Origin of the sequence: Stenotrophomonas sp. C3(2023) (genome assembly GCF_032911385.1) — a bacterium.
Taxonomy (GTDB): Bacteria; Pseudomonadota; Gammaproteobacteria; order Xanthomonadales; family Xanthomonadaceae; genus Stenotrophomonas.
Map to the genome: position 1 here is coordinate 189,636 of NZ_JAWJLO010000001.1, position 24,591 is coordinate 214,226.

Here is a 24,591-nt window from a genome sequence, read left to right on the forward strand (position 1 = left end):
CGTGGCAACTATCCTGCAAAGTCACCATGTCATCGAGTCGAGCACGTTCGATGAGCATCGCCTGCTCAAGATACTTGCGAAGCACAAGTTGATTAACGCCGATGTATCGAGCAACCGCCTCTATCTGCCTTATCAGAAGGATTTTGCAGACCAGATCGACGCTGCTCCACATCGTGGCAAGACGGATAGTTCGTATACGGAAGGTGTCAAACGGCAATTAAACCTCATCTTGGAAAAGAACGGCGGCCCCGCGATTCTCGAAAATGCCAGTGCGCTGAGGAAAGCCCTTCCCGAATTTCTAGAACTCATGGACACGCTCAAAGTGGGCATGATCCACCGCGAAATCTTCCCCAGCATCCCCGGCAACATGTCGCGGGAAGAGGGGCGGCAGAGGAATCTCCAGAGCCTTTCCGATCTTGAGCAGGTGCGGGCCAATCACCCCGACACACTGAAGTCGCTGCGCTCGATGACCATGGTGGAATCCGAATGGGCGGCCATCACCCATTCCGAACGGCGTGTGATGGAGCTGATCGAACAGGTCCACAACGGCCCGATGCTGGTGGTGCGTGCCAAGGGCGAGCCGCCGGTGCGGGATGTGGCCGGGCGCATGGAGTTCAGGCTCGCCATTTCCGATGCGCAGGCATCCGGGCGTCTGGCCTTGTCCGATTCCAATGCCGCCAGAATCCAGCAGGTACTGCTGGATGACCTGCCTGGCATCGGGCCGCTCTCCAAGCATGGGGTGTACGACCTGATCGGTCTTTCACGGGCGAGCTACAAGCCGTTGTCGCAAGGCGGCTTCGCTACCCTCGAGGCGATACTCGGCGAAGTACCGCAGCACACCCTGCTGCGCGCAGCCGGTCCGTTGGCAACCGGTATCGACCTGACGCTGAGTCTGCAACGCGCGGCCGAACTGGACAGGCAGGACAATCCGCGGGCGGCGAAGTCGGAGCTGGAACGCTTCGCCGGGCGCAGCTTCGGCGGCTGGGCCGCCGGCACGACGGCGTACCTCGTCGGCGCCCCGGCCGCTTTGATCGCGAGCACGGCGGCAGCCGGTGCGATCGTGCTGGAGAAGGCGGTCGAGTGGAAAGATGCCCGCGACATTACCCACCAGACCGACCGCCAGAACGTGGAGTGGACGTTCAAGGACGGCAGCTGGAGCCGGGAAGCGCAGCTGGACAACCCGCGTGATGGGCTGGAACACCCCGTTGCGGGTCGTGTCCACGCCAGTTACGAGAAAACCCGCGAGCTGAATCTTGCGGCCAATAGCCGGGCCGCGGAAATCGCCTTGGCCAACGCACCCACGCCGCAGGATCCATTTGATATCCCTGCGGGCAACAGCGACCGGACCGGCGCGACCAACCCCAACTGGCGCCGTAATGCGGTGACCGAGGACTGGGAGCGTCTGGTCAATGTGGGTACATCCCGCGATCCGATCCTGCAACCGCAGACCGCAACGCCCGAGCGCGCGGCCGAGCTGAACCAGCAGGCCGTGGCCCGCATCCTGCAGAACATCGCCACCGGGCGTGAGTCCCTCGCCGCGCTGTACCAGGAACATCATCTCGCGCAGCGGGGCCACGAGCTCGGTGACCTGCCGCCCGCCGTGCAGGCCGCGCTGCCCAGGTCCCCTGTGGTGATCGGCAGTGACAACACCCGCTACGCGCGCAGCGATGACGGCGCGTGGTCGCACAACGGCGTTGTGGCGCAGGGCAACCTGGCGGCGGAACTGGAGCTGACGCGTGTGCTTCGCCAGCCGTTCCTGGTCGCGCACCAGCAACGGGTCGCGCAACTGCAGGCCCAGCCGCCGTTGACGCCCGAGCGGCAACAGCAGGATGAACTGGTCCATCGCTATCGGCTCTCCGGTATTGAGCTGGAACCCGATGTTGCCCAAGCCATTGCGTTGGCTACGCAGCGCACCCGCGACGCACACGGGCTCACCGGGCCCGTGCAATTGCAATCGCAGGCGGCGCAGGTGCAGCACGATGCCGCCGGCCAGATCATCAAGGGCGGCACCGCACGGGCACTGCGCGCTGTCGACCATTACCAGATGGGCGCGGACGGCGCGTATCGCGTCGTGGCCACCACCAGCACCGAGGATATCCAGCAGGCGCTGCAGGAGGTGCAGGCGAGCAAGCGACAGGCACCGCAATACGATGTACCCGAACATCGCATCGCGCCGCTGTCACCGCAGGAGCGGGACGCCCACCAGCAGGCGCTGAGTGAGGCCAATCGGCAAGGCCTGTCCATGCAGGAGGCGCACGACGTGGCACGCTCCGCGGCGACCACCGTGCATGCATCGCGTAGTACCGGCATGCAGGCGCCACGCGCGATGTTGGATGCGCAGCGCGAGCGTAAGCCGGCGCAGGCCACCGAAGCCCCTCCAGCACAAGCGCCGGCACCGGCTCACGCCGAGCCTGCACAGCCGGAGAAGGCTCAGCGCGTCACCCCACCTGCCGAACCGGCTCCCTCCGCGCCGACCACGCCCGATGAGATGGAGGGTCTGCGCTTGGGCCATCGCGGGCCGGCGGTGGAGTTTCTTCAGTACCGCCTGCACCAGGTCGGCGTGCACGGTCCGAACGGTCAGCCGGTGCCGCAGGATGGTCATTTCGGCCCTGAAACCGAGCATGCGGTGCGCCAGTTCCAGCAGGTCCATGGCCTCCCGGCCACGGGTGTGGCCGATCCGGCCGTGGACACAGCGCTTTCGCTGGCCCGGCAGCCCCGTCAGCAACCGCTGAGGTCGGCAGAGCCACCGGCATCCACAGAGCAGCTGGGGCGGCGGGCGACCGCGCCTGCCCGGCACGAAGCGCCCTCGCTCCAAAGCCCCGTCAACCAGGAGGAGACATCGCCGGCTGCACCGCATGTGGAGCGGGAGCGCACCGGCCATGCTGCCTCGGCGCGCCTCGACGGGGCGGGTGTGGGCTCAAGCCCTCCCAGGCGGGATGACGATCTTCCCGAGCACGCCGCGCCATGCTTACCCGCTGCGCAGCGGGCGTTTCCGAGCGATCACCCCGATTTCGCGTTGTTCGCCGCGATCCGCTCGACGCTGCCGGCAGGCACATCCGAAGAGAAGGCGGCCGAAGTGCTCCATGCGGCCAAGGAGGCCGGAGTAGAGCATGTGGCCGAGTTCAGGAAAACAACCGTCGAGCGTGACATCGCCTTCGTCTACGGAAACACACCGGGTTTCCACGCCGATGTGTCGCTGACCACGCCGGCACCGACGCTGGAAGAGAGTGTGCAACAGATCCAGGAACTGGCGCAGCAGCGTGCGCTGGAATTGGCGCAGTTCCAGAAGGAACAGCAACAGATCAATCAGAATCCAAGCGGGCCGGTGATGACGTCGGGAGGTCACACCTGAGCGCAGGCTATGGCTGGGCATCCAAGGCGACGGCGGTGGATAGGTTGCGTCGCGGCCTTGGCCTGGCTTTCCTGCGGTCGGTCTGGACTTGACTACATTTGTCGTCAGGTGCATGGTGGCGACACGTGTAGTCAACGGAGCATCCACCATGCGCGGCAAGACCATTGGGGACCAGGAACTGGCCCTGCTGCAGTACATCGATGAACAGGGCTCGCCCAGTGTGGGCGAGGTCGCCAGCGGCTATGGCGAGGCGCGCGGCCTGGCTCGCTCCACCGTGCTGACCATGATGGAGCGGCTGCGCGCCAAGGGCTACCTGCAGCGTCAGCAGCAGGCCGGCGTCTACCGGTACCAGCCCACGCGCGGTCAGCAGAGCGTGGTGCAGGGCGCCATTGCCCAGTTCGTGGACAACACGCTGCAGGGCTCGGTGTCACCTTTCGTGGCCTATCTTTCCGAGCGCCAGGCGGTCAGCGACGACGAGCTGGCCGAGCTGGAAGCGCTGGTCGCCCAACTGCAGTCCCGCAGACAGGAGAGCTGAGTCATGCAGAGCGTGCTGATCGAACTGTTGCAGCGGCTGGCCTGGACCAGCCTGCAGACCGCCGTACTCGTCGCCGTGGTGGCCGCGTTGTGCCGCTTCGTGCCCTCGCTCGCGCCCGCTGTGCGCTGCCGGCTGTGGTGGCTGGTTTCGCTGCAGGCGGTGGTGGGTCTGGTGTGGCACCAGCCGCTGCAGCTGCCTTGGCTGCCGGCGCCTGCCGTATCGGTGGCCCACAGCGTGGCGATGCCTGCCGAGACGCTGATCGCGACGACCACGACGGCTGCTGGAGCGCCGCTGCTGACCCCGACCGCAATCGCCGTGCCGGCGGCCGGCACCGGTGTTCCGGTGTGGGTCGCCGCCCTGGCCGCCCTGTGGTTGGCGGGCGTGCTGCTGATGACGCTGCGCACCCTGCGTGCGTGGCAGCGCAGCCGCACCCTGCTGTCCGACGCACGGCAATGCCACGACCAGACGTTGCTGCACGCGTTGGCCATGGCCGCCGAAGCCCATGGTCTGCGCCGCGCGCCGCGGCTGGCCATGAGCAGTGCCATCGACGCACCGCAGCTGGTGGGACCGCTGCGCCCGGTGCTGCTGCTGCCCGCTGGCGCACACGCGCTGCAGGGCGATGCGCTCGATCTCGCGCTCACGCATGAACTGCAGCACCTGCAGCGCCGTGATCTGCAGTGGGGCGTGCTGCCGGTGATCGCCGAACACCTGCTGTTCTTCCACCCGCTGCTGCGTTGGGCAGTGCGCGAATACGCACAGGCACGCGAAGAGGCCGTGGACGCAGCCGTAGTGGCGGGCCACGCTGACTGCCGCCACGACTATGGCCGCCTGCTGCTGCAGCTGGGCGTCTCGCCTCGCCCGCAGATGGGGGTGGCCAGCGCTGCACCGAGCACGGCCAGCCTCAAGCGCCGGCTGCTTTCGCTGCAGGCACAGCGTGCCTGCCCGAAGGCGCTGGCGGCAGGCCTTACCCTGGCAGTGCTGGCCGTGGCCATCGCGCCGATGCGGCTGGTGGCGTCAGCCCCGCCCGCCCTGCCGGCACCGCCCAGTGTGCCGGCCGCACCGGCTGCCGCGCAGGATGATGAAGACCCGATGGTGCTGATCACCCACGGCCGGCTCGATCTCGGCGCCCCGCCGCCGCGCGCCCATGTGCTGGTGGACGGGCAGCAGAGTTTTGCCAGCGCCGGGCTGGAGGACATCAAGCAGGCGCGCAGGGTGGTTGGCGAACACGCGCCGGCCTTGTGGTTCCGCGAGGGCGACGTGCGTTACCTCGTGCGCGACCCGGCGCTGGTGGCACCGCTGCGCGCGGTGTACGCCGAGGCAGCGGATCTGGGCCGGCAGCAGGGGACGCTCGGCCGCGAGCAGGGCGAGCTGGGACGCCAGCAGCGCGAGCGTGCCGCCGCCATCGCCCGTGATGCGATGCAGTCGACGCGCGCCGCGCTGGAAGAAGCGGGCCTGCGGTTGGACGAGCGCGACATCAACCGCGACGCCGCCGCCGAAGCTGATGGCATGGGCAAGCGCGTGGCAAGCCAGGTGGCGCGTGCCGAACGCGCCGCGCGTATGGCCGGCGATATCGCCACCCAGCACGTGCAGCGCAATGCCGATATCAGCCGGCTTGCCAACCAGCAGGCCGAGCTGGCTGGACGTCAGATCGCACTGGCCCAGCGGCAGACTGCCGTGCAGGAACGCGCCTCGCAGCAGGTGGAGCAGGTGATTGCCCGCGCTCTGGCCAGCGGCAAGGCCCAGCGCCTGTAGGGCCGACCCCACGGTCGGCTGCTCTTCGTACAGATCGCGGTGGCCCTGCCGCGCTGCGCGCGGTGAGCCGACCATCGGGTCGGCTCTACCCCACGATGCCCCCCGCCCGACGACCCCACGGTCGGCTGCTCTTCGGCCAGACCACGGCAGACCCGCCGCGCTGCGCGCTCGCCGGGCAGAGCCCGGCGCTACGAAGGCCTGCCGACGCCACCGGTAGGTGACGACCGTTGGTCGTCACGCCAGCACCGGTAGAGCCGACCCCATGGTCGGCTGCTCTTTGGCCAGCCCACGGCAGACCCGCCGCGCTGCGCGCTCGCCGGGCAGCGCCCGGCGCTACAAAAGCACGGCGCGGCCGTCAGCCGGCGAACAGGCCGCGCACGCGGGCGAGAAAGCGCGTGTCGGTGGTATGCGCGGCACGTGCTGCGCCGGCCTTTATCTGGCGCTCGATGGCGTAGTGCTCCAGGCTGGCTTCCAGGTCCGCTGCCAGCGCGTCCACGGCGGTCAGCAGCCGCTCGATGTCCTGCTCGGGGTCGCTATGGAACCAGTCGATCTGGAACCGCAGGGTCTGGCCAAACTGCTGCTCCAGCGGCGGCAGCGCCAGGCTGCGCAGCTGCATCGGCGCGCCACCGCGGGCTGCATCACGCACCCACCACGAGAGAAACTCCAAGGCCAGCAGCCCGGCAGTTCCGCCATCGAGCTCGAACTCGATCGCGATCAGCAGCTCACACGGCAGGCCGCCTTCGCTTCGTCGCAGCACCGCCAGTGGCAGGTCGGCGTAGGGCGGCAGCGACAGATCGCTGATGGTCAGCTCCGACACGTCGTGCTTGTTCACCGATGCGGTGCGCACGCCCGGTATGGACATCATCGCGTTGCTCAAGCGTTGTACGCGCTCAACCATGGTTCGCCTGCCTGGATGAAGTAAGGCGCTCGACACTAGCGGCTGACCGCGCGCGCTTCAATCAGTGAAAGATGATTGATGCGCTTGCTGTGCAGGCAGCAGTAATGCCGGCAACGCGCACGCTGTCGCAGCCAGCGCGTCGTCGCTGTCGCGGATTCCAACACGTTGTAGTCTGCGCTGCGGCGTTTGTGCGCCTTGGCACCACCCTGCTGTGCGCACCCTCACAGAAAGCCGGTTGCCTGCGCACAAGGGGGATTCAAGGCATGCAGCGCGACGAACGCATGGCAATGATGAAGGTGCCGGCGCCCCATGTGCCGCCCGGGATTGGCATCTCGAATCAATCACTACTTACGGATTTCGATACATTGCATGTATCGAAGAACGACGAGCCGTTCTGCTATGGCAGGCGGTGCGGGGGATCTTCGGGTCCGCCGGCTTATTCGTGCGCCGTTCGCAGTGATTGACCGGTATGCCAACCCGCATCGTCTGCCACCCTGCCGCTGCAGGGTGGCCCCAAAACTGGCAGTCAGACACATGGCAGGTTTTTCTCCCCCGCACGGCATCCCCCCTTTGGCCCACCCGGCCCTGCACGCGTTGCGCGATGGCTGCTGTGCCGACGGTACCCCGTGGACAGAAGTACAGCTTTTGCCAGCGCGTACGCTACAACTGGCGCAGGTCAGCCGCTGCCTTCACGGCGCTGGCGTGTTGCTGCAGCTGCTGCATGCGGCGCATGCCAGCCGGCAGGACGGTGAGCCGGCACCGTGGCTGGATGATTTCACGATGGACGGCCTGCTGCACGCCTCGCGCGAGCTTCTGGAATGTGCGGGCCAGCGTCTGGTACCGCGCGGGCGTTGAGGGGCATTCACCCGTCATTTACGGCGTTGAGCAACACTGCGACGGTAGTGACCCTCTCTCTTTCTGCAGGAGCATCCCGCATGCGCAACCGTCTCTGGCTTCTTGTTCTGCTTGCCCCGCTGGCAGCGTGCAGCACCACCTCACCGGCAACGGGCGATGGGGCTGCGTCGAATGAGGCGACAGTGCCGCAGTGCAACCCACAGGTGCTGCAGGCGTTGGTGGGCAAGACCGCCAGCCAGGCCGTGATTGATCAGGCGGTGCGTGAGGCGGGTGCCAAGAGCGCGCGTGTGGTGAAGCCCGGCATGGCGGTGACCATGGATTTCCGCGAAGACCGGCTGACGGTCAACGTGGATGCCAACAATGTGATCGAGCGCGCCGGCTGCAACTAGGTGGAGCGTGACGACCAACGGTCGTCACCTACCCGAAGCTGCAGCACGCGGGAAAGACGGTAGGTGACGACCGTTGGTCGTCACGCTGTTGCCGTTGATCTTTCCGCGTAGCCGTCGGGCACGGCTGCGCTGCTGGAGCGTGACGACCAACGGTCGTCACCTACCAGGCTGCGCTCAGGCTTCGGACAGTTGCAGGGTTTCGCGTTCGCGCTGTTCTTCGCGTACCAGCCGTTGCAGCAGCAGCGCCAGCGTCACCACGTCCTGGTGGTTGTGGTCGGCCACGCGGCGCAGATTCACTGCGTCGCCGCCGCGCAGGTAACGCAGCCAGGCGCTGGGGGCTTCGGAGCCGGGCAGGTCATCCTCGCGCACCACCTTCAACAGTTGGCGTTCGATGGTGGCCAGCCGGCAGTTTTCCCAGTTGCCCCGATAGCGGCGCCGCGTAGGGTGCAGCAGGTCCACGTGGTCCAGTGCGGTGATGGGATCACCCTGCCGTGCCAACCGGTAGCGGGTCTTCAGCAGCGGCGCGTCATAGCTGCGGCCGTTGTAGCTGCAGAAGATCGTGGCCGGTCGCAGCCAGCTGGCGAACGTGGCCAGCATCGTGCTTTCGGCGGCCATCGTGGTCATCAGCAGCTGGCGGATGCGCAGGCCCCCGCCCTGCTGCGGGTGCAGGTGCCAGTCGGCGGCGCCGATCATGAAGGCGCGGGTGCCGGTGCCGCCGGCCAGCCCGGTGGTTTCGGTGTCGAAGAACAGCAGGTCGTGCACGTCGGCGTGTTCGCCCTCGCGCCGGGCAAACGCCAGCGACAACGGCGCCGGTGGCACCGTGCCGGGTACAAAGGATTCGATCAGGCGCAGGCCGTTGGCGATCTCTTCGCCCGGCAGGACGCGATCCAGCGCGCGCGGAGCAGCCACACTGACCGCCGCCTCCGGGCGCCGCCCGCGCACGCCGAGCAGGCGGCGCAGGCTGGTCGCATCGGCCACCGCGCGCGGCGCTGCCGGCGTGCTGGGCTTGTGCCGGATCTCCTGCTCGACCCAGGCGAACACCGAACGCGCGGGCGCTGGCTGGCGCGCATCGTTGGCGGCCACCGGCAGCGCGGGTGCCGCTGGCGCCTCGGCAGCAGCAACCGGCGCAGGCGCTGCCGGCGCGGCGGCCTTGGCGTCGCCGGCCTGGCGTCGCAGCAGGCGCAGCTTGTCCAGGCTTACGCTCACGGCGCCAGCAGCTCCATCGGCTCGGCCACGTCCACCACCACGTCGGCGACATGCTGGCAGGCCTCGGCGTCGAACAGGTCCAGCACGCGCAGTGCCAGTGCGCGCGGCGAGGTTTCGTCCTCTTCCTGCGCCGCCAGTACCGGGCCCACGCAGGCGGGGCAGCCGGCACGGCAGTCGCAGCGCTGCACCAGCTCGCGCGCGCGCATCACCAGCTCGGCCTGGCGCTGCCACAACGGCTCGCTCAGGCCCACGCCGCCGGGGAAGTTGTCATACAGGTACACCGTGGGCACGAACTGCTGCAGCAGCTCCACCGCACCGGGGTCGCCCTCTTCGCCGCGCAGCTGGCCACGGCCGGCCTGGTCGGCAATGGCGAACCAGGCGCCATCGCCGTTGCCCACTGCTTTCTGCAGGTCGCGCGCGTCGGCCATCACTGCCACGGTAGCGACGATGTGCAGGGCGTAGGCCGCACCCAGGAAGCCGTCCAGCGCGTCCTGCTTGCTGGCAAACGCGCGCAGCAGCAGCGCCTGCGGCAGCTGCCACCACACTGCGGTGGTGTGCAGTTCCTGGTCGGGCAGGTTGACCGGGCCGTAGCCGATGTTCTCGTGGGTGTAGTAGCGGATCTTCTTGTAGCCGGCCACGCGGCGCACCACGTGTACCTCGCCGTGGTGCGAGTCACCTCGGCCGGCCACACCACCATCGAAGCGGTCCAGCACCTTGAGCTTGGTGAAGTCGATGCTGTCGGTGTAGTAGTCCACGTGGGTGCGGGTGACGTAGGCCTTGCGTCCCTCCCAGTCCAGCTTCTCGACCTGGTAGGGGGTGGACTGCACCATGTGGATGGCGCCCTCGTACAGGGTGAGCGCGGCGGCGGAATAGTCGACCTCGGCGATGATCTGCTGCTTGCCGTCGCTGCGGTCGACCACGACGAAATTGCCGTCGGCCACCGAGCGCAGGCTCACCGCATTGGCGGGGTAGCTGTCGGCGATCCATTCCCAGCGCTCCCCCTCGCGATGCACGACCTCGGTTTCGGCCAGGGCTTCGAGGAACACCTCCGGGTCGACCGGGCCGAACGCATCGCCGACCAGGAACGGCAGCTCAAAGGCGGCGCAGCGGATGTGGTCGAACAGGATCAGCGGCTGGTCCGGTGCGGTGCGTGCATGCTCGGGCGAGGCCTCGGCGAAGAAGTCCGGGTGGCGCACCACGTACTGGTCCAGCGGCTGCGAGCTGGCCACCATCACTCCCAGTGCAGGCTGCTGGCGGCGACCGGCGCGGCCGAAGCGCTGCCAGGTGGCGGCAACACTGCCGGGGTAGCCATTGAGGATCACCACGTCCAGGCTGCCGATGTCCACGCCCAGTTCCAGTGCCGAGGTGCTGACGATGCCGTCGATGCTGCCGGCACGCATCGCGCGCTCGGTCTCGCGGCGCTCGGTGGGCAGGTAGCCGCCACGGTACGCGCGGATGCGCGGCGGTTTGCGCGGGTCGTGGTCGAAGATGTCTTTCAGATATTTGGTCAGCACTTCCACCATCAGCCGGGTCTGGGCGAACACCAGCGTCTTCAGGCCGGACTTGATGGCGATGCGCGCGATGCGGTTGCTCTGCGAGCGCGCCGACGCGCGCAGGCCCAGGTCCTGGTTGACCACCGGTGGGTTCCACAGCAGCACCTGCTTGGGGCCGCTGGGCGCGCCGGACTCGGTGATGGCGCTTACCGGTGCTTCGATCAGCGCTTCGGCATGTGCCTGCGGATTGCCGATGGTGGCCGAGCACAGAATGAACTGCGGTTGCACGCCATAGAAGGCACAGATCCGCTTGAGACGGCGCAGCACGTTGGTGACGTGGCTGCCGAACACGCCGCGGTAGGTGTGCACCTCATCGATGACCACATAGCGCAGGTTTTCGAAGAACTGGGCCCACTTGGTGTGATGCGGCAGGATCGCCTGGTGCAGCATGTCGGGGTTGGAAACCACGATGTCGCCATGCAGGCGGATGGCCTGGCGCGCGTCGCCGGGCGTGTCGCCATCGAAGGTGAAGGCTTTCACCCCGAGGTCGCCGGCGCGGTTGAGCTCCAGCAGCTCGGCCACCTGGTCCTGGGCCAGCGCCTTGGTCGGGAACAGGTACAGCGCCTTGGCGTTGTCCTTCATCGCCGCGCTGACCACCGGCAGCGTGTAGCACAGCGACTTGCCACTGGCCGTGGGGGTGACGATGGCCACGTGCCCGCCGCGCTGGCTGGCCTCCCAGGCCTCGGCCTGATGGCTGTAGAGCTGTTCGATGCCGCGTGCCCTGAGTGCAGCGACCAGCGCCGCCGGCACGCTTTCGGGAATCGGCGCGTACCGGCCCTCGCGGCCGGGGATGGCAAAGCTGCCGGTGATGCGGTCGTGGTAGCGGCGCTGCAGGCGCGCACTGAGCAGGGCGCCATCGCGCGCGGGCAGTCCATCGCGGGTGGCCAGCGCCCGTTCGCTGGCTTCAGTACGGGGAGCGAGGGAAAAAGCCATGCGCACAGTGTCGACCGGAGGCGGGCATGGAAGCATAACGGTGTCTCAACGGGTGAGACACGCACAACGAAATCTGAAGCCTTCATCCGTATGCTGGTGACGAATGTGCTCACAACCAGGACGGGCCGTGGTGGCATCCCGGGCAGGACGATACGCAGCGCTGGCAGCGATGCTGCTGACTGGCGCAGTGCAGGCGCAGCAGGTCACGGGCGAGGACGCGCCTGTGCCGGCGGCGCCTGCGCGCGGCAACGAACCGGTCCAGACGCTGGGCGAGGTGCGCGCGCTGAACCCGGACGAGGAGGTGGTGGATCTGTACCGCTTCAAGAACCCGGTGAAGATCGAGGACAATCGGTTCAGCAGGTCCTGGAGCGAGCCGCCGACCCCGGAGCAGGTGGGCATGAGCGGCGGCTACGTGATGATGGGCATCAACTACGGGTTGATGAAGGCTGCGCAGGGCCTGCACAAGGTGACCGGTGGCCGCGACCAGATCCAGTCAGCCATTGCCCGGCCGCCGCCGACGCTCAGCGACGAACAGCAGCAGCGCGCCGAGCAGTTCTGTCAGCAGGATTGCGACCGGTAACGGCAGGCAGGGCCACCGCGCTCAGGCGGAAGGATGGCCATGCGCCGGGGCAACAGCGTGACGACCAACGGTCGTCACCTACCGGACGGCAACCGGGTGCGCCGCTCCAGCCACCACAGCAGCGTCAGCGTGAGCAGCAGACCGAGCCACCAGGGCCAGCGTGAGCCGGGCGCGGTCTGCGTCGGCACGACACTGCCCACACCACTGTCGGCCACGCGCTGCGCGGTGGCCTCGGCCATCACCGCCCGATGCAGCGCATGCGCGCTGGCAGGGTCGAAGACATACCGCCACAGGGTCTGCTCACCCAGCTGCAGAGGCTGCCAGCCGGGCTCGCGCGGCCACCAGGCAGCGCAGCGCTGCGGGCCGGAGGCGGGGTCCACCAGCAAGGGGGTGCCCTGCTGTGACAGCGCATCTTCCACCCCGCACAACAGCTGCCGTTGCCCGGCCCACGCCAGCGGCTGCGGCGACCACAACGGGTCGGTGCGAGGCTGGGCACGGGCCAGCACGCTGACGATATGGCTCCAGAGTTCGCCATGGCGGTCATCACGGCCGGCCAGCACCCAGCGCCAGGTATCGGTGAGCGGGAGCAGCCCGACGCGGCCCTGACCCACGGCCTGCCAGCCACCGATGGCCTCGCCCTGCGCACCGTGCAGCAGTGCATGGCCCGACGTTGCGCGCAGTGCCAGCTGCTCCAATGCCGGCAGCGCGGCATCGTGCGAGTGGCGATCGGCTTCCCGCCCGTCGGCCGTGGGCAGAGTGGTGGCCGCCAGCGGGCCACGCCGGGCCTGCAGCATCTGGCCGTCGCCACCGTCGCGCAGTTGCACGCTGGCGCTGCTGCCGTCGCCCTGGACCGGCAGGCCAAGCTGCGCCAGGCGCTGGCGTGCAGCGGGCGCGGGTGCGCCGGTACCGCGCACCAGCACACCCAGGCCAGCCTGCAGCGCACCGCGCAGCGCGGCGAGCTGGCCGCCACCCAGGGCGGCCAGGCTGCGTTCGTCGAGCACCAGCAGATCAGTACGCGCGAGCGTGGCAGCATCGATCGCGACGTTGCCATCGCCCAGGCTCAGGCCGGCACCGGCGTCGGACTGGACCTGGGTCACGATGCCGGTGTCGGTCGCCCAGCGGCGCAGGTACTTCAGTTCGGCACCGGGTGCACCGGCGCGCACGCGCATGCGCAGTGGCGCACCGGTCACCGTCTGCTGCGGCACCGGTACCGTCTCCACCACCTCGCCGTTGCCATCGAGCAGGCGCAGCCGGAACACGCTGCGACCGGCAGCACGCGCGACGCCGCTGAGCTGCACGCGCCCATCACTGGCCAGCGCCACGCGGTCGACCACGGCATCGGCCGGGTCGAGCAGTTCAGCCTTGCCATTGGCAACGCCATGGGCACGGGCCTGCAGCTCGAAACGCGCCCCGGGCGCCACAGCAGGTGGCGGCTGCAGCGCAACCCAGCCGCGCGGCTGCGGGCTCGGTTGCCAGTGCAGTGGCACCGGCAACGCGGTGTCACGGTCGCGCGCGGTCAGGCCGGCACCGACGAGGGTGAGCGCTGCGGCGGGGTGCTGACGCAACGCAGTGGCCAGGTCGGGCACGCGGATGCCGCCGGGCACGTGCTCGGCCTCGGGCAGCAGCAGGGGCGGAGCGTCACTGAGCGGCAGCGCCCCGGCCGCGCCAGCGTCGGCACCCAGCACGAGCCGGCCATGCGCCTGCACCGGAACCGGCGGCGGCAGCAGGGTGGCGTACAGCAGCGCCGCAGCGACCGCCTGCAGCAGGACGACCGCCAGCAGCCGCGGCAGCGGGCGGCGGGGTGCACGCAGCTGCCGCGCGCTGGCCAGCAGCACTGCCAGCAGCAGCGCGGCGGCCAGCCAGAGATTGAGCGCGGGCAGGGTCATGGGCGGGCTTCCAGAGCATCGAGATAGCGCTGACCCATCCCATCGCTGGCCTGCCGCCGCAGCGCCTGCGGCAGGGGGCGCTGCAGCGCGCGCCACAGCTGCGCACGCAGGCGCGTGCGGCAGTCGTTGCAGTCAGGGGTCAGGCGCAGCTGTTCGATGGCGGCAGCCAGATCGAGGGCGTCAGGCAGATGGTCGGCATTGCGCTGCTGCCACGCCGCCAGCGCATCCAGATCCGTTTCGCCGCCGCTGTCGCCCAGCCGCTGCCACGCCTCCACGATGGCCGGGTCCGGCGCGCGGCGCGGCGCCAGCGTAAGCACACGGCTGTCCAGACCGTTGCGCTCGCCCCCCAGCCGCCGGCTTTCGTCGATCGGCGGCAGCTCGGGCCCGACCCGGGCGAGGTAGATGCGTTCGGCCTGCTGCACCTGCTTGATGAAGGCCAGCGCCCGGTTCGCATACGGCAGTGCTTCGCGGGGGCGACCCTGGCGAAGCTCGCCTTCCGCCGACCACATCTGGTCCAGCGCGGCCTTCAGCGTGGCGCGGGTCTGCGGGTCGAGCAGGGTTGCGGCCTCGGCATGGTCGTGGGTGTGGCCGTACTCGGCAAGCACGTCGGTCGCGCTGCCGAACACCGGCGCCGCGTCACCGGCAGCACTGCCATGAGCGTGCCCATGGTCATCGTGGGCGCCGGCCTGGCTGTCATGGGTGTGGCCATCATGGCCGTCATGGTCTTCGTGTGTGGTGGGCGCGTCGTTGGTCGGCACGTCGCTGGTGGGCAGGTCGTCGGTGGGCGGCGGCCGGGGCGCGCCTTCGCTTTCTTCGCCGAGGAACTGCCCATAGCGCAGGCGCAGGATGCGCTGGTCCACGCCGATCGCATCACTGCGTTTGACGAAGGTCCCCGCATCCAGCCGCGACTGCTGGGCGAGCAGCGCTTCGGCGTCGATGATGATCTGGCGCTGGCTGCGGAAATAGGCCGGCATCGCCTTCTTGATGCGACCCTCCAGTTCGGCGCCGAGCACCGCTTCGGTGCTGGGCAGGCGCAGGATGACACTGTTGCTGCGGCCGACCTGCGGGACGGGCGCATGGTTGTCGCGCACCTCAAGCTGGGCAATCACATCGTTGCCCGGCTGCGCGCCGGCTGCGGCCAGATCCACGGTATGTGCGAAGCGCCGGGTGGTGCCGCTGCCGCTGCCGGTCAGGGTGACGCTGCGGCGGACGAAGCTGATGTTCTCGCCACTGCCCTGGGTGACCGTGATCGACAAGGTGGCCTGCGCGGCCACTGCATGGTCGTCGCTGGCTTCGAAGCGCAATGCCCAGCGCTGCTGGCCTGGCGTGGCGAGGATCAGCGTGCCGGCCGGTTCGATCACACGCACGCTGGGGGGCCTGTCGGGCACTACCTCCAGCCGGTGCAGGCGCGTCTGTGCCAGTGCCGGCTCGGTAACCACGCGATACAGTGCCGACGCCGTGGTGGCGTCCTGCGCGACCCACGCACCGTCCGCTTCACGCAGGGGCAGCCGACGGCCGTCGTGGAACTGCAGCCATGCCTGCTGTGGCGCATGGTTGAAGCGCAGCGACCAATGCAGCTCGCTGTCGGCAGCGACCTTGGCATCCAGACTGTTCTGCCGCTGCATCGTCTGGCCGGTGTAGCGCGGCGGGGTGATCTGCAGCTGGGTGGCCTGCAGCTGCAGGGGCGCTGTGGCGGTGGTTGCCGATGCAGCGGGCGACGCAGCGCGGGCAGGCTCGCGCGACGACGGCCAGAAGGCCACCAGCAGCAGTGCGCCACCTGCTACCACCGTACTGGCGAGCAGACGCCGCCAAGGCCAGCGCGGGGCCAGCGCCGGCAGCGCCGGAGACAGCGCGGCGAGCACGAAGGTGCGCTGCCGCCGCTGCAGCGGATTGAGGCCGCGCTCGTCGGCGAACAGCAGGTCGGCGCTGTCCTGGCTGTGGCCGCTGGCGTCGAGCTGGCGCTGCAACCAGCGGCGGTCCAGCTGGCGCGCCCGCGCCGTGGCCGCTGCGGCAGCTGTCAGCACGCTCCCGGTGAGCACCAGCCACGCGGCATCGACACCTGCCAGATGCGCGGCAAAGGCGGCCAGCAGCAGCGCCCACGGCAGACCAAACGCCAGATCGATGGCGGCGCGGCGCCGGCGGGCGCGCTGCCAGGCACGCTGCAGGGACGCCATGCTCATACCGGCCGCCTGCGCCGCGGCGCACTGGCCAGCCAGCGCTCGAGCGCGAACAGCAGCGCGATCAGCCCGCCCAGCCAGGGCGCCAGCTCACGCGGTGGGGCCGCCTGCCGCGGCAGCGCTGCGCGGACGGGCAGGTGATCCTGTGCATCGCCCAGCCGCGCCACCGGCGTGCCCTGCAGGGCCAGCTGCAGCACACGCGGCAGCTCGGGGGCGTGCAGGGCGGGGTGGGTGCGCGCATCCCAGGCGCCGAGCAGATGCAGCTGCCGGCCGTGCCCGTGGCGCTGTTGCACCAGCAGTGGGGCGCCATCGTCATCGCGCAGCAGTACCTGGGCATCGGCGGGGGCGGGGCTGGCGCTCAGCACCGTGCCACCTGCCTGCAGCCACGCCTGCCAAGGCGCGGGCAGCGCAGCGCCGCTGGCCCACACGCCGATCTCGCCGGGGGCGGGCAGCGCAGGGGCGGCCAGCACCGGTGCCAGCGGTTGCCCGGTCCAGGCCTGTTGCAGCGCCGCCAGCCAATGCGTGGCCTCGGCGCTGGCCCCTTCCTGCAGGCGCAGCCGCAAGGGGCGTTGCGCGTCGGTGGGCGCGCGGTAGGGTGCGGCTACCGGCTGCCACTGGACCTCACGGGACAGGCGCAGACGCTCGCCATCGAGGCCGGGCAACGGATCGGGCACGTACACGGTGAGGGCGGTGCCGGCCGGCAGCCGTGCATCCAGCTCGCGCAGCAGGCTCGGCAGCGGTACGCCGTGGGCGGCCTGCGGTTTTTCAACGGCAGGGAAGCCGGGTGCCAGCCAGCGCCAGTGGCGCGTGGTGTCGGTGCCGCGCAGCGCGCGGGCATCCAGCCCGGGTGCCACCACCGCCCACGCCATGTCGGTGGCGGCAACGTCGTTCACCACCGGGCGCGCCAGCAGCAGCGCCAGCGCGGCCAGCAGCAGCAGGCGCACCAGCAGCAACGGCCAGTCGTCAAAACGCGGGCGCTGGCGCGACCGCTGCCGTGCGCGCAGCCAGCGCAGCGCGGCGAAGTCGAGCGGGGTGTAGGGCGTGCGGCGCGCGAGGTGGATCAGCAGCGGCACCAGCAGTGCGCCCAGCGCCAGCAGACCCAACGGGAACAGCAGGCTCATCGGCCGCCCCCGCGCTCAAGCAGGGCGCGCAGTGCCAGCTCGGGTGGCTGGTCCAGCCAGGCGGTGGCACTGGCGATGCCACTGGCCTGCAGCTGCGCCTGCAGCGCGACGCGGGCCTGGGCGAAGCGTTGCAGGTAATCCGCGCGCAGGCTGGCACCGTCGCCGAGCAGTTCCTCACCCGTTTCCGGGTCGCGGAAGCGATGGCCGGTGGTGAATGGAAACTCGCGCTCGTCGGCACCCAGCACCTGCAGCGCCGCCACCTCGCGGCGCGCGCTGGCCAGCTGCTGCAGCAGCGTGATGGCGGCTTCGTCAAACCCATCGCCGAGGTAAAGCAGCAGGTCGCCGGCGCGCACCCGCTCCCACAGCGGGCGTAGACGCGCGCTGTCCGGCCAGCGGCCGGTAGCGCTCAGGCCCTGCAGCTGCAGATGTACGCGGTCGCGTTGGCGCGCGCCCTGGCCTGCCGGCACCAGTTGCAGGCCATCGCCATTGATGGCCAGCATGCCGAAGTGATCGCCCTGCTGCAGGGCCAGCTGCAGCAGACAGGCGGCAAGCAGCTGCATGTGGTGCAGGCGGCTGTAGCCGGGGCGTGCCTGGTCACTCTGGCCGGCCGATGCGGTGGCATCGAGCAGCAGCCACACGGTGATCGGGCTTTCGCGTTCGGATTCGCGCACGAAGAAGCGGTCCGAGCGCGCGTAGAGCCTCCAGTCGATCTGCCGCAGGTCGTCGCCGGGCTCGTAGGCCCGGTACTGCGCGAACTCCAGGCCGCTGCCCCGGCTGCGGCTGGCGTGCTGGCCGATGCCACGGCTGCCGCTGGCCAGGCGCGGCTGCAGCCGCAACGCGCGCAGCCGCGCACGCAGGTCTGGCGGCAGCTGCAGGGGCGGGGCCTCACGCATCGCTTCAGCCGTGGAACGGCACGGCCTGCAGCAGCGCGGCGACGACATCGTCGGCACGCTTCTGCTCGGCCTCGGCGGCAAAGGAGAGCAGCAGGCGGTGGCGCATCACCGGCGCAGCCAGCGCCTGCACGTCCTCGCGGGTGGCGGCGAAACGGCCCTGCAGCAGCGCCCGTGCCTTGACCGCCAGCACCAGCGACTGACCGGCGCGCGGGCCGGCACCCCACTTCACCCACTGGTTGATCGCCGCCGGCGCACCCTCGCCCGGGCGGCTGGCGCGCACCAGCCGGTTGATCCAGTCGAGCACATCGGCGCTGAGGTGCACCTGGCGTACCGCGGCCTGCAGCGCCAGCACGGCCTCGGCATCCATCACCTGCGGCACGGCTGCCCCGGGCGCGCCGGTGGTCTGCTCGAGAATGCGCCGTTCTTCGTCCTCGCTGGGATAGTCCACCTGCACATGCAGCAGGAAGCGGTCCAGCTGGGCCTCCGGCAACGGGTAGGTGCCGGCCTGCTCGATCGGGTTCTGGGTGGCCAGAACGAAAAACGGCTGCGGCAGCGCGCGGGTGGTGCCGGCGTGGCTCACCGTATGCTCCTGCATCGCCTCCAGCAGTGCGGCCTGGGTCTTGGGCGGGGTGCGGTTGAGTTCGTCGGCCAGCAGCAGGTTGGTGAACACCGGGCCCGGCTGGAAGCGGAAATGACGATGGCCGGTGCCATGGTCCTCCTCCAGCAGCTCGGTGCCGAGGATGTCGCTGGGCATCAGGTCGGGGGTGAACTGCACGCGCCGGAACTGCAGCTCCAGCGCCTGCCCGAGCGAGCGCACCAGCAGGGTCTTGCCCAGCCCGGGGGCGCCTTCGAGCAGGCAGTGGCCGCCGGCCAGCAGGCCGATCAGCAGCTGCTCGACCACCTGCTGCTGGCCGACCACGGCCTGGCCCAACGCATCACGCAGGGTCTGCAGGCGGGGCAGCAGGGAGTCGAGGTCGGGGGTACTCATGCGCGTCATGCCTTCTGTGGTGCCGGGCGGCGCCCGGTGTGTGCTGCCGTCGAGCGGGGCTCGACGCCGGTCAGTTGTTCAGGGCGTACATCACGATGTTGACGCCGAAGCGGGTGTTGTCCTCGGCCAGGAACCGCTTGTTGCGCCAGTCGTAGTCCCATTCGCAGCCGTAGTCCTTGTTGCTGTAGAGCACGCCCAGCCGGCCATCGACCTGGATGCCCTTGAGGTAGTCGTGCACCAGGTCGTCACCCCAGCCATTGAGTTCGAAGCTGGTGGCCGGGGGACCGTCGGGGAAGCGGAAAAAGCTGCGATACAGCGCATGGTTGTTGGGCAGTTTCTGCAGTGCCCTGGTCCCGAACAGCCGTGCCATCTGGGCTTCGAAGGAGGTAGCGAACAGGCCGTCGATGTCATGGTTGCAGTCGTCAACGAAGACGAACCCGCCGTTGCGCACGTAGCGCACGAAGTTCTGCCGCTCGGCGGCGTTGAATTCCACCAGGGTGTGTCCGGCCAGGTAGCAGAACGGCGCCTGCAGCATGCGCGGGTCGGCCAGGGCCACCACGTGCTCCTGCGGGTCCACGCGCAGCGAGGTGTAGTCGATGAGCGAGGTGATCAGGTTGGACGGCATCCGCGCGTCCACATCCCAGTCGCCGGAGTCGTACTGCAGGCGGGTGAACCAGAAGTCGTAGCGCGAACTGCGCGGGCCTGCCTGTGCCCAGCCCGGCAGCGCCGCCGTCGAAGCGGCAGCGGCCAACCAGCGCAGGCAGGCCCGACGGTCCATCAGACCGCGTCGGACAGCGAGGTGAAGGTGAAATCGCGCAGACGCATCGGCGGAATCATCATCACGAAGCTGGACTCGTCACCGGCCACGCGCACCGGCTTGCCGAGCTCGTCGATGTTGTTGAGCATGATCACCGGCGATTCGTTGAAGCGGAAGTTCTTCACCGGGTGCTTGATCTGGCCGTTCTCGATGTAGAAAGTGCCGTCGCGGGTGAGGCCGGTCAGCAGCACGGTCTGCGGGTCGACCATGCGGATGTACCAGGTGCGGGTCACCAGGATGCCGCGCTGGGTTTCGCGCACCAGCTCGGCGGTGGACTTGGTGCCGCCGCTCATCAGCAGGTTGCCGGGCGTCGCCTTGGCGGTCTGGCCCTGCTTCTGGGCCCAGAAACGCGAGTAGTCGAGGTTGGCGATCCTGCCGTTCTCGATGATGGCCATGCGCTCGCGCGGCATGCCTTCGTTGTCCCATGGCAGGACCGGGGCTTCGGCATGCCACGGGTCGGCAAACATGTTCACGCGCGGGTCGAAGACCTGCTCGCCGAGCTTGTTGCCGCCGCCCTTCTTCGACAGGAAGCTGCGGCCTTCGTCGGCCGAGCGCGCGCTGAAGAAGTTCATCATGAAGCTGATCAGACCGGCGGCAGCGGCCGGTTCCAGGATGACGGTGTACTTGCCCGGTTCCAGCGCCTTGGCTTCGGCCGACTCGGTGGCCTTGCGCATGGCGATGCGCACGTCCTGCTCGGCACGGAAGTCGGCGGCATCCTTGAGGTTGCGGCCGACCCAGCCCGAGCCACGCCCGTCTTCGGTGCGCACGGTGCAGGTGTAGTCGAAGCTGGTGGTGCGCTGGTAGCCGAAGTTGCCGTTGCTGTTGGCGGTGGCCACAAAGCCCTGGCCGTCTTCGAGGAAGCCGGCGGCAATCAGGCCATTGCCACGGCACGGGGCGATCGAGTCGGCGGCGACCTTGGCCCGGAACGCCGGGTCGATGGCCGCAGTGGACTCGCTGAAGGTGGGGCTGGGGCGATAGGTCTGCTTGCCGATGGCCGGCATGAACTCCGGATTTTCCGGGGCCAGCCGGGCCAGGTCTTCGGCACGGCGGACCACGCGCTGCAGGGCTGCATCGTCGAACTCGTTGATCGAAGCGGTCCCCACGCGCTTGCCGAACGCCACGGTGACGGCCAGCTCGGTGTTGTCCACGATGCCGCTGGTGGACACGTTGTTCAGCGCGAAACGGATGTTGCCGGCCAGCGACCCGGCCAGCACCGCCGTGCATTCGTCGGCCGTGGACAGGGCAATGACCTTGTCGAGGATGGCCTTGGCCTGGGCTTCAGTGAAGATACTCATGGTTCAGGGGCTCCTGGCCGCTCAGCCGAGGCTGCGGGCGGTGTTGATGACGTTGATGCCGTTGAAGCGCGCGGTCGAGGAACCGTGCGAGACCGCCGAGACCTGGCCCGGCTGGCCCTTGCCGTCGAAGAACGAGCCGCCCAGGCGGTAGTCGCGTTCATCGGCAACGGCGGTGCAGGCGTTCCAGAACTCCGGCGTGCGGATCTGGTAGGCCACGTCCTCGAGCATGCCGGTGATCTGGCCGTTCTTGATCTCGTAGAACAGCTGGCCGCCGAACTGCGCGTTGTAGCGCTGCTGGTCGATGGAGAACGAGCCATCGCCGATGATGTAGATGCCGTTCTCCACGTCCTTGATCATGTCGGCCACGCTCAGCGGGGTCTTGCCCGGCGCCATCGAGACGTTGGCCATGCGCTGGAACTGCACGCTGGACCAGGAGTCTGCATAGCAGCAGCCGTCGGACTCGGTCTTGCCGAGAATGTGGGCCTGGTCGCGGATGGTCTGGTAATCCACCAGCTTGCCTTCGCGGATCAGGTCCCAGCGCTTGCACTTCACGCCTTCGTCGTCGTAGGCCACTGCGCCGAGGCTGCCCGGCTGGGTCTTGTCGGCGAAGATGTTGACCAGCTCGCTGCCGTACTGGAACTGCTGCTCGCGCTTGTCCAGCGTGGCGAAGCTGGTGCCGGCATAGTTCGCTTCGTAGCCAAGCACTCGGTCCAGCTCCAGCGGATGGCCGATGGCTTCGTGGATGGTCAGCCAGGTATGCGAGGGGTCCAGTACCAGGTCGTACTTGCCGGGCTTGACCGAGGGTGCCTTGAGCTTTTCCTGCGCCTGGCGCGCGGCGGCGATGGCGTCTTCGCGCATGTCGTAGGACGAGCTGTAGTTGGTCACCCCGTTGGGGGTGAGCACCTTGCCCGAGCTGGCCCCATCGAGGTATTCGTAGCCCATGCCCATCGGCGCGGAGAGGCCTTCGCGGGTGCGGAACTTGCCGGTGGTCTTGTCGATGGCGGTGACCGTCATCGGCACCCAGATACGGTGCACGTCCTGGTCGATGTAGGAGCCGTCGGTGGAGGCGAAGTACTTCTGCTCGTTGACCAGGAACATCATCGAGTTGACGAAGTTGGCACCGGCGTCGATGGCCGCAGCATTGACGTCCAGCAGCAGGTCGACCTTCTCCTTGATCGGCACTTCCATGGCATTCTTGCGGATCGGCGTACGCCAGCTCACTTCACCCACGCCCGGTGCGGCGGCCAGCTGCACCGGCGCGGTCTGGATGCCGGCGTTGGCGCGGGCGATCACCGCTGCCTGCTGTGCGGCCTTGGCCACGTCGGCCGGGGCCAGCTGGTTGGTGGCGGCAAAGCCCCAGGCACCGTTGACCAGCACGCGGATGCCTACGCCACTGGACTCGGTGTTGACCACGTTCTGCACCTTGTCCTCGCGGGTGATCACGAACTGCCGCAGGTAGCGGCCGATGCGCACGTCGCAGTAGGTAGCGCCAGCACTGCGTGCGGCCTGCAGGGCAGTGTCGGCCAGGCGCTTCTTCAGCGCCGGGTCGAGGGTCGACTGCAGCTGTTCGGCGGCGATGGCGCGGCCGAACATCGAAGGCACCAGCAGACCACCGGCGGTAAGCCCGGTCAGGGCGAGAAAGTCACGTCGTTGCAAGGCAGCTCTCCACGTCGGGATAAGGGACGGAACTCATGCGCCGAGACTGCGCGCGGTGTTGATGATGTTGATGCCGTTGAAGCGGGTGGTGGACGAGCCGTGGGACACCGCCGACACCTGTCCGGGCTGGCCCTTGCCATCGAAGAACGAGCCGCCAAGGCGGAAATCGCGGTCATCGCAGATCGCACTGCACGCGTTCCAGAACTCAGGCGTGCGGATCTGGTAGGCGGCATCCTCGACCAGCCCGGTGATCCGGCCGTTCCTGATTTCATAGCAGAGCTGGCCGCCGAACTGCGCGTTGTAGCGCTGCTGGTCGATGGAATAGGAGCCACGGCCGTGGAAGTACAGGCCGTTTTCCACGTCCTTGATCATCGCCTCGACGCTCAGCGGCGCCTTGCCCGGCGCCAGTGACACATTGGCCATGCGCTGGAACTGCACACTGGACCACGAGTCGGCGTAGCTGCAGCCATGCGAGGCCTCGCGGCCGAGAATATGCGCTTCATCACGGGTGGCCTGGTAGTCCACCAGGATGCCGTCGCGCACCAGGTCCCAGCGCTGCGTGCGTACGCCTTCGTCGTCGTAGCCGACCGCACCAAGGCTGCCAGGCTGGGTCTTGTCGGCGAAGAAGTTGACGATGTCGCTGCCCCAGCGGAAGCCGGCATCGCGCTTGTCCAGCGTGGCAAAGCTGGTGCCGGCGTAGTTGGCCTCGTAGCCGAGCACGCGGTCCAGCTCCAGCGGATGGCCGACATTCTCGTGGATGGTCAGGAACAGGTTGGATGGGTCGAGCACCAGGTCATAGCGGCCTGGCTTGACCGACGGAGCGCTGAGCTTCTGCCGCGCGTGGCGCGCCGCCGCCACGGCATCCTCGCGCGGGTCGTAGGAATGACCGTAGCCGATGACGCCGCCGGGCAGGCTGTACTTGCCGCTGGCCTGGCCATCGAGAAACTCCCAGCCCATGCCCATCGGTGCGGACAGCCCGTTGCGGGTGCGGAAGCGGCCGCTGGCCTTGTCCACGGCCGTGGCGGTGAACGGCAGCCAGATGCGGTGGATGTCCTGGTCGATCCACGAGCCATCGGTGGAAGCGAAATACTTCTGTTCGTTGACCAGGAACAGGGTGGAATTGAAGAAGTCGGCGCCTGCGTCCAGCGCAGCGGCGTTGATGTCCAGCAGCAGGGCGACCTTGTCCTGCACCGGCACGGCCATGGCATTGCGGCGCAAGGGCGTGGCCCATCGCACCTCGCCCACGCCGGGCGTGGGCGCCAGCTGTACCGGGCGGCTCTGCACGCGCGCGTTGGCGCGGGCGATGGCCACCGCATGCCCCACGGCCTGCACCACCTGTTCCGGCGTGCGCTGGTGCGTGGCGGCGAAGCCCCAGGCGCCGTCGACGATGACCCGCACACCCACGCCGGCCGACTCGCTGTTGGTGACGTTCTGCACCAACCGTTCGCGGGTGATGACTGCCTGGTTGAGATACCGCCCGATGCGCACATCGCAGTAAGTGGCACCGGCAGTGCGCGCCGCCTGCAGCGCGGCATCCGCCAGGCGCTTGCCCAGCGCGGCATCGCCCGGTTCCAGCAGCTGCTCGGCGGCGATCAGCCGCGTATGCGGCAGCATCATGCCAGCCAGGCCCGCGCCAGACAGCGCAAGAAACTCTCGACGTCGCACCGCTTGCTCCCGTTCCCCGAGCCACCCGTGACCGGTGGCT

At 68.9% G+C, this 24,591-nt stretch carries 19 protein-coding genes; 7 read left to right on the plus strand and 12 right to left on the minus strand.

Annotation, left to right across the window (positions count from 1 at the left end):
- Nucleotide 1 precedes the first annotated feature (1 nt).
- The 3 genes from RZA67_RS00740 to RZA67_RS00750 all read left to right on the plus strand — a co-directional run bounded on the left by RZA67_RS00740 (nucleotide 2) and on the right by RZA67_RS00750 (nucleotide 5,639).
- Nucleotides 2-3,352 carry a peptidoglycan-binding protein gene (locus tag RZA67_RS00740; protein ID WP_317210610.1) on the plus strand — a complete coding sequence of 1,117 codons (3,351 nt, stop codon included), beginning with the start codon at nucleotides 2-4 and terminating at the stop codon, nucleotides 3,350-3,352.
- 148 nt (nucleotides 3,353-3,500) lie between these two features.
- Nucleotides 3,501-3,887 (plus strand): BlaI/MecI/CopY family transcriptional regulator, encoded by a 387-nt coding sequence (locus RZA67_RS00745; RefSeq protein WP_317210611.1) that lies wholly within the window; start codon nucleotides 3,501-3,503, stop codon nucleotides 3,885-3,887.
- Nucleotides 3,888-3,890: 3 nt separating this feature from the next.
- On the plus strand, nucleotides 3,891-5,639 hold the full coding sequence (locus RZA67_RS00750; protein ID WP_317210612.1) for a M56 family metallopeptidase: 1,749 nt from the start codon (nucleotides 3,891-3,893) through the stop codon (nucleotides 5,637-5,639).
- A 355-nt stretch (nucleotides 5,640-5,994) separates the two neighbouring features.
- Here RZA67_RS00750 and RZA67_RS00755 read toward each other — a convergent pair whose 3' ends face one another.
- A complete protein-coding gene (locus tag RZA67_RS00755) occupies nucleotides 5,995-6,537 on the minus strand; it encodes a hypothetical protein (RefSeq protein ID WP_317210613.1) in 543 nt (180 codons plus the stop codon).
- Nucleotides 6,538-6,608: 71 nt separating this feature from the next.
- Here RZA67_RS00755 and RZA67_RS00760 point away from each other — a divergent pair, with 71 nt between their 5' ends.
- The 3 genes from RZA67_RS00760 (at nucleotide 6,609) to RZA67_RS00770 (ending at nucleotide 7,781) form a co-directional block, all read left to right on the plus strand.
- Complete coding sequence (locus RZA67_RS00760; protein WP_317210615.1) at nucleotides 6,609-7,001, plus strand: hypothetical protein; 393 nt, start codon at nucleotides 6,609-6,611, stop codon at nucleotides 6,999-7,001.
- Between the two features lie 238 nt (nucleotides 7,002-7,239).
- Complete coding sequence (locus tag RZA67_RS00765) at nucleotides 7,240-7,392, plus strand: hypothetical protein (protein ID WP_317210616.1); 153 nt, start codon at nucleotides 7,240-7,242, stop codon at nucleotides 7,390-7,392.
- A gap of 80 nt (nucleotides 7,393-7,472) precedes the next feature.
- Nucleotides 7,473-7,781: an I78 family peptidase inhibitor gene (locus RZA67_RS00770; RefSeq protein WP_317210617.1), complete on the plus strand. Its 309-nt coding sequence runs from the start codon at nucleotides 7,473-7,475 to the stop codon at nucleotides 7,779-7,781.
- A gap of 174 nt (nucleotides 7,782-7,955) precedes the next feature.
- Here the strand turns inward: RZA67_RS00770 and RZA67_RS00775 are convergent, their stop codons facing one another.
- Both RZA67_RS00775 and RZA67_RS00780 read right to left on the minus strand, forming a co-directional pair.
- The gene (locus RZA67_RS00775; protein WP_317210618.1) at nucleotides 7,956-8,987 is read right to left on the minus strand and encodes a ribonuclease H-like domain-containing protein; all 1,032 of its coding nucleotides are present in this window, start codon (nucleotides 8,985-8,987) and stop codon (nucleotides 7,956-7,958) included.
- The gene (locus RZA67_RS00780) at nucleotides 8,984-11,473 is read right to left on the minus strand and encodes a DEAD/DEAH box helicase (protein WP_317210619.1); all 2,490 of its coding nucleotides are present in this window, start codon (nucleotides 11,471-11,473) and stop codon (nucleotides 8,984-8,986) included. The genes RZA67_RS00775 and RZA67_RS00780 overlap by 4 nt, the downstream gene beginning before the upstream one ends.
- A 169-nt stretch (nucleotides 11,474-11,642) precedes the next feature.
- Between RZA67_RS00780 and RZA67_RS00785 the strand changes: the two genes are divergently transcribed.
- Complete coding sequence (locus tag RZA67_RS00785) at nucleotides 11,643-12,053, plus strand: hypothetical protein (RefSeq protein ID WP_317210620.1); 411 nt, start codon at nucleotides 11,643-11,645, stop codon at nucleotides 12,051-12,053.
- Between the two features lie 74 nt (nucleotides 12,054-12,127).
- Here the strand turns inward: RZA67_RS00785 and RZA67_RS00790 are convergent, their stop codons facing one another.
- The 9 genes from RZA67_RS00790 to RZA67_RS00830 form a co-directional block, all read right to left on the minus strand.
- Nucleotides 12,128-13,939: a hypothetical protein gene (locus RZA67_RS00790; protein ID WP_317210621.1), complete on the minus strand. Its 1,812-nt coding sequence runs from the start codon at nucleotides 13,937-13,939 to the stop codon at nucleotides 12,128-12,130.
- Entirely contained in the window at nucleotides 13,936-16,113 is a 2,178-nt protein-coding gene (locus RZA67_RS00795; protein ID WP_317213766.1) for a hypothetical protein, read from the minus strand. Before RZA67_RS00795 ends, RZA67_RS00790 begins: the two co-directional genes overlap by 4 nt.
- A gap of 2 nt (nucleotides 16,114-16,115) precedes the next feature.
- A complete protein-coding gene (locus tag RZA67_RS00800) occupies nucleotides 16,116-17,237 on the minus strand; it encodes a BatA domain-containing protein (protein WP_317210622.1) in 1,122 nt (373 codons plus the stop codon).
- The gene (locus tag RZA67_RS00805; RefSeq protein WP_317210623.1) at nucleotides 17,234-18,130 is read right to left on the minus strand and encodes a DUF58 domain-containing protein; all 897 of its coding nucleotides are present in this window, start codon (nucleotides 18,128-18,130) and stop codon (nucleotides 17,234-17,236) included. Before RZA67_RS00805 ends, RZA67_RS00800 begins: the two co-directional genes overlap by 4 nt.
- 4 nt (nucleotides 18,131-18,134) lie before the next feature.
- On the minus strand, nucleotides 18,135-19,118 hold the full coding sequence (locus RZA67_RS00810; RefSeq protein WP_317210624.1) for a MoxR family ATPase: 984 nt from the start codon (nucleotides 19,116-19,118) through the stop codon (nucleotides 18,135-18,137).
- A gap of 70 nt (nucleotides 19,119-19,188) precedes the next feature.
- Nucleotides 19,189-19,896, minus strand: a complete 708-nt coding sequence (locus tag RZA67_RS00815; protein ID WP_317210625.1) for a DUF4159 domain-containing protein — start codon at nucleotides 19,894-19,896, stop codon at nucleotides 19,189-19,191.
- Nucleotides 19,896-21,230 carry a TldD/PmbA family protein gene (locus RZA67_RS00820; RefSeq protein WP_317210626.1) on the minus strand — a complete coding sequence of 445 codons (1,335 nt, stop codon included), beginning with the start codon at nucleotides 21,228-21,230 and terminating at the stop codon, nucleotides 19,896-19,898. The genes RZA67_RS00815 and RZA67_RS00820 overlap by 1 nt, the downstream gene beginning before the upstream one ends.
- A 21-nt stretch (nucleotides 21,231-21,251) precedes the next feature.
- Nucleotides 21,252-22,886 carry a TldD/PmbA family protein gene (locus RZA67_RS00825; RefSeq protein WP_317210627.1) on the minus strand — a complete coding sequence of 545 codons (1,635 nt, stop codon included), beginning with the start codon at nucleotides 22,884-22,886 and terminating at the stop codon, nucleotides 21,252-21,254.
- A 33-nt stretch (nucleotides 22,887-22,919) separates the two neighbouring features.
- Complete coding sequence (locus RZA67_RS00830; RefSeq protein ID WP_317210628.1) at nucleotides 22,920-24,551, minus strand: TldD/PmbA family protein; 1,632 nt, start codon at nucleotides 24,549-24,551, stop codon at nucleotides 22,920-22,922.
- Nucleotides 24,552-24,591: the final 40 nt, after the last annotated feature.